This window comes from Methylomonas sp. BG-2, assembly GCF_057766305.1.
Genome location: NZ_JBYMAP010000342.1, coordinates 1 through 3,147 on the forward strand (window position 1 = coordinate 1; position 3,147 = coordinate 3,147).

Sequence of the window (3,147 nt, forward strand, 5' to 3'; positions counted from 1 at the left end):
CTCGCCCCCGCCAAACGGCTTTGATCGCGGCTGAAGCGGCTCCCACGCCCGCCTTTGCATTGTCGGCGACGAAGCGCCCCTCGTCAGCGTTAGTTTGGTACAACTTGCGGGATTGTAAACGCCGTTCAGCGGAAATGGCTCGGAACGGCCCGCGCCCTGCCCTCCCTCACCGAGCCGCAAAACTTGAGGGCCGGCGATCAACGCCGGCGAATCGACAAATCGCCCAGCGTGAAGCCGATGTCGAAACCGTGGCCCTTGCCGATCAGCACCAGCGAGATTTCGCCGCGCGTCAACACTTGCCGGTCTATCGAGTTGATGAAGCCGAAATGATTGCCCAGCGACAAGTAGTCGCCGTAGATTTCCTTGATGTCCTTGACGTCGGTGAAATGGCCTTCGCCCTCGATATCCGACTTGCCGATCGTAAAACCGATGCTTTTCGAGGACAGCGCCACTTGCGCCTTCTGGCCGTTACGGCAAGTGATTTCGCCCAGACCGTCGTATTGCTTGTAGCCCAGCGAGAAGCCGGACAAATGGTAGGTCATGCTGCAGGTGCTGTATTTCTGCTTGCCGAACTGATCGGTAAAGCTGAAGGCCGGCGGCGTTTGACTCGGCACCGGCTCGGTTGGCGCGGCAGCCGCCGGCTCGGCGACCGGCGCGGCTTCGGTGGCGGATGCCGGCGTCGGCTCGGCCGCGTCGGCCGGCCGGACTTGAATGTTCGGCGCTTGATCGAAGGGATGGGTGGTCAATTCGGCGTGAGCCGGTCCCGCTAAAAGAGAGACGGCCGACGCGGCGATGGCTAAAAACGTGAACTTCGCTGGTTTCATGATTCCTGTCGTCATAGTCAAAAGCGGCGCGAGTCGGCGCCTAACCCTATTTCAACCCGTCCGGCCAGCGAAAGTTCAATGGGTGATCCCCAATTTCCTGATCCGGTAGCGCAAGGTGCTGGGCTTCATGTCCAATTTGGCGGCGGCGCCGTTGGGGCCTTCGATGACCCAGCCGGTCTGCTCCAGCGTGGCGACGATATGTTCGCGGGTGACTTCCTGCAAGGTGGCCGGCAATGTCAACGGCTCGCTGAAAGCCTGCGGCAACAATTCCGGCGCGATGTCCAGCCACGGTCCGTCGGCCAGTATGGTCGCCCGCTCGATGACGTTTTCCAACTCGCGGATATTGCCGGGCCAGGGGTAAGCCAGCAAACGCTGCAAGGCCGGCGGCTGGATGCCGTCGATGCGCTTGCCGAGTTTGGCGGCGAACTTGCCGGCCATGAAGGTTGCCAGCGCCGGAATGTCGCCGCTACGCTCGCGCAACGGCGGGGTTTGCAGCGGAAACACGTTCAGCCGGTAAAACAAGTCTTCGCGAAATCGCTTTTCAGCGACTTCCCGGCGCAGGTCGCGGTTGGTCGCGGCGATAATGCGCACGTCCACCTTGATCGGCTTCTGGCCGCCGACCCGCTCGTATTCGCGCTCCTGCAGCACCCGCAACAGCTTGACCTGCGTTTCGGCCGAGATTTCGCCGACTTCGTCGAGAAACAAGGTCCCGCCGTCGGCCAACTCGAAGCGGCCGACCCGCTTGTGCAAGGCGCCGGTGAAGGCGCCCTTTTCGTGGCCGAACAACTCGCTTTCGATCAGCCCGGCCGGCAAGGCCGCGCAATTGACCTTGATTAACGGCTGCTCGCGGCGGGGGCTGGCCGAATGAATCGCGCGGGCGATCAATTCCTTGCCGGTACCGGACTCGCCTTGAATCAACACCGAGGCGTCGGTGGCCGCCACCTTGCGCACTTGTTGCAGCAAGGCCCGCAACGGCGGACTGTCGCCGACGATCAAATCGAAGTCGTGGTCGGCCTTGATCTCGTCCTGCAAATAGCGGTTTTGCGCCTGCAATTTGGCCTGGCGCCGCTCCATCAGCACTTGTTCGGTGATATCGACGAACATGGTGCGGGTGAACAAACCGCCGGCGTCCGGCCGCGACCACCATTGAATCCAGATCGGCCGGCCGTCGTCATAGCGGCGCAGTTCCAGCATCACGCCGGCGCTATCGCCACCCCGGCCGATTGCCGAAAACGCCTCGTCCACCCGGCGCTGGGCCTCCGGCAATGCCGGCACCAGGGAACGGCCGACGAAGCCCGGCACCAGTTCCGCCGGTACGCCCAGGATCCGCAGCGCACTGCGATTGGCCCGCAAAAAACGCGACTGCAAGTCTTCGTGCACGTAGGCGATCGGCGCCTCGTCGAACAAATCGCGAAAGCGCTGCTCGCTTTGCACCAACTGCTCGGCCGCGCGCGACCGGCTCAATTCGGCGGCGGCGCGGGCCGCGAAAATTTGAAAGGTGTACAGTAGCCGGGGTTGCTCCGGCATTTCGCGGCTGTCGAATACCGCCAGATGGCCGAGAATTTCGCCGGAAGCCTGGTCGCGCAACGGCACGCCGAGATAGCTTTCCACGTCCGGCTCGGCCGGAAAGCGTTGCGACACACCGGACGGATAATGGCACAAGCGCCCGTGCAACACGTCCTCGCACGGCGTGCCGGGCAAATCCCACTCGATGTCATCCAGCCAGTCGCCGTCCTGCCAGAACGCCAAAGCCCGCACCCGCCGCCGATCCGGCAAAAACTCCGCGACAAACGCCCCGGCCACGCCAGTGGCCCGGCTCAAATTGCGCACCAGCGAACGGAAAAACTCGCCGCCGGCCTGATGGGCGGTCCCTTCGACAATGGCGCGCAGCACCTCCAATTCAGCAAGGTCCGGCGTCGTAAGCGGTGGAATCTCGGTCATCTGCGAATTTTCAACGAAAACACCGGGCCATGTTACGCCGACGCGGCGGAAACCGCCAAATCGGATAGAAAGCGAGTTGGATACCGATCTTTGGCGGGCAATTAACTCGTCGAGCGTAAGCGGCCTAGGGCCGGTTTTAATTTTTATACACGATCCATGTGGCCCCTCTCGAATCCCGCATTAGTGATCCGGATGTATGCGTTCAGTAGAGGGGCTTTTCTGATACTCCGCGATAGAATGGCTTGCGAGCAAACTTAAGCTTGGCGATGTCAAGGGCAGTCACAAAACCTTCATATCAAATAAGTTTAAACGCGTCACAAAATATGATACTTTCCGCTCGCACACCGAAAGCAGCATTGCAGGCGCGTTAGCCACCGGCTCT

At 61.6% G+C, this 3,147-nt stretch carries 2 protein-coding genes; both read right to left on the reverse strand.

The genetic code is table 11. From position 1 onward, the window contains the following. Positions 1 to 197: 197 nt before the first annotated feature. A complete protein-coding gene (locus tag AC3B8H_RS19815) occupies positions 198 to 824 on the reverse strand; it encodes a hypothetical protein (protein WP_488443240.1) in 627 nt (208 codons plus the stop codon). 75 nt (positions 825 to 899) lie between these two features. After that, positions 900 to 2,765 carry a sigma-54-dependent Fis family transcriptional regulator gene (locus tag AC3B8H_RS19820; RefSeq protein WP_488443241.1) on the reverse strand — a complete coding sequence of 622 codons (1,866 nt, stop codon included), beginning with the start codon at positions 2,763 to 2,765 and terminating at the stop codon, positions 900 to 902. Between the last annotated feature and the right edge of the window lie 382 nt (positions 2,766 to 3,147).

Coding starts and splice junctions, on each gene's coding strand:
- AC3B8H_RS19820 (WP_488443241.1), bottom strand. CDS start 2,765: ATGACCGAGATTCCACCGCTTACGACGCCGGACCTTGCTGAATTGGAG.
- AC3B8H_RS19815 (WP_488443240.1), bottom strand. CDS start 824: ATGAAACCAGCGAAGTTCACGTTTTTAGCCATCGCCGCGTCGGCCGTC.